This window comes from Ideonella sp. P3_A4 (assembly GCF_056403075.1).
The window spans coordinates 1-1,239 of sequence record NZ_JBFUGE010001096.1 but is presented as its reverse complement, the minus strand read 5'-3'; the positions used below and the strand labels follow the sequence as shown (position 1 = coordinate 1,239).

Below are 1,239 nucleotides of genomic sequence, written 5' to 3'. Positions count from 1 at the left end.
GGCCAGGCCGGCCCCCACGACCACCACGGGGGCCTCGACCGCTGTCAGGGTTTGCATCTCGTCCAGCGCTCCAGGGCGTTCACAAAAGAGTCATTCTAGGAGCGGTGGCAAACCACTTGCTGACGTGCGCCATCACGCCTCGGCCCCGCRTCCCGCGGGCCCCTGCGCTCAGTTCATCACGCTGCCGATCAGCTTGACACCCAGCGCCTCGCCCTGGGGCCCGGTGACTTTCGAAATTTCGCGGAACGCACTGGCCTGCACCTTGGCCGGCAATGGCACGAAGCGGGCCTGGCGTGCCAGCGCGTCGCCGTGCATGTAGCCCCAGGTGATGAACCGCAGTGCCAGCTCGGTGCGCTCCTTCTTCTGCGCCACGCGAGGCACGGCGATGTAGGTGCCCATCGTCAGCGGCCAGCTCCGCGGCCCTGTTCGGTTGGTCAAGGTGGTGGAGAAGTCACCGGCGGTGAACCACGCACTACGGACGACCGCTTCGCGAAAGCCCTCGACCCCGGCCTGGACGAACTGCTCGTCGGCATTGCGCAGCAACACCATCGTCAAGCCGTCGTCCTGCGCGTTGTTGAAGTCGATGCAGCCAATCGCCCCGGGCGTCGCGCGGACCGATTCCGACACCGCCGCGGTCGTCGTCACAGGCACGGAGTTGGCTGGCCAATCCTGGCGGGCCGACACCTTTTTCAGGCGCTTCCAGTCGCCGCTGACCTGGCTGAAGTAGTCCGAAAGGTAGAAGTTCGCGCCGGCGAAGTCAGAGCGCACGACCAGCTTGATCGGCAACGAGGGGAGCTTCAAATCCGGGTTCAGTGCGCGCAGCTCCGGTGCATCCCACTGCGCCACCTGGCCCAGGTAGATGCGGGCGAGCAGGTCGCCGTTGAGCTTCAGCACGTTCGACGCGACATGCGGCAGATTGACCACCGGCACCACGCCGGTGAGCACGGTCGGGAACATCACCAAGTCGTTCTTCTTCAAGTCTTCGGCGCTGGCCATCACGTCGGATGAGCCGAAGTCCACCTCGCGCTTGCCCACCTTGGCCATCGCGGCGTTCGAGCCGATTGCCTGGTAGTCCAGCACATGGCCGGAGCTCTTCGCGAATTCCGCCGCCCAGGTCTTGTAGATGGGCACGGAGGCGTAGGAGCCAGCGCCGGAAATCGTTTCCGCAACGCCAGCTGAGCAAGCCGTCGCGAGCACGACAACAACCAACCACGCACGAGGCCGAACAAGGTACTGCAT

General features: G+C 65.3%; 1 protein-coding gene. It reads right to left on the bottom strand.

Translation table 11 applies throughout. The features are described from left to right. Positions 1-168: 168 nt before the first annotated feature. The coding region (gene pstS / locus AC1DYI_RS36130) for a phosphate ABC transporter substrate-binding protein PstS (RefSeq protein WP_477208901.1) at positions 169-1,239 on the bottom strand (1,071 nt) is incomplete at its 5' end.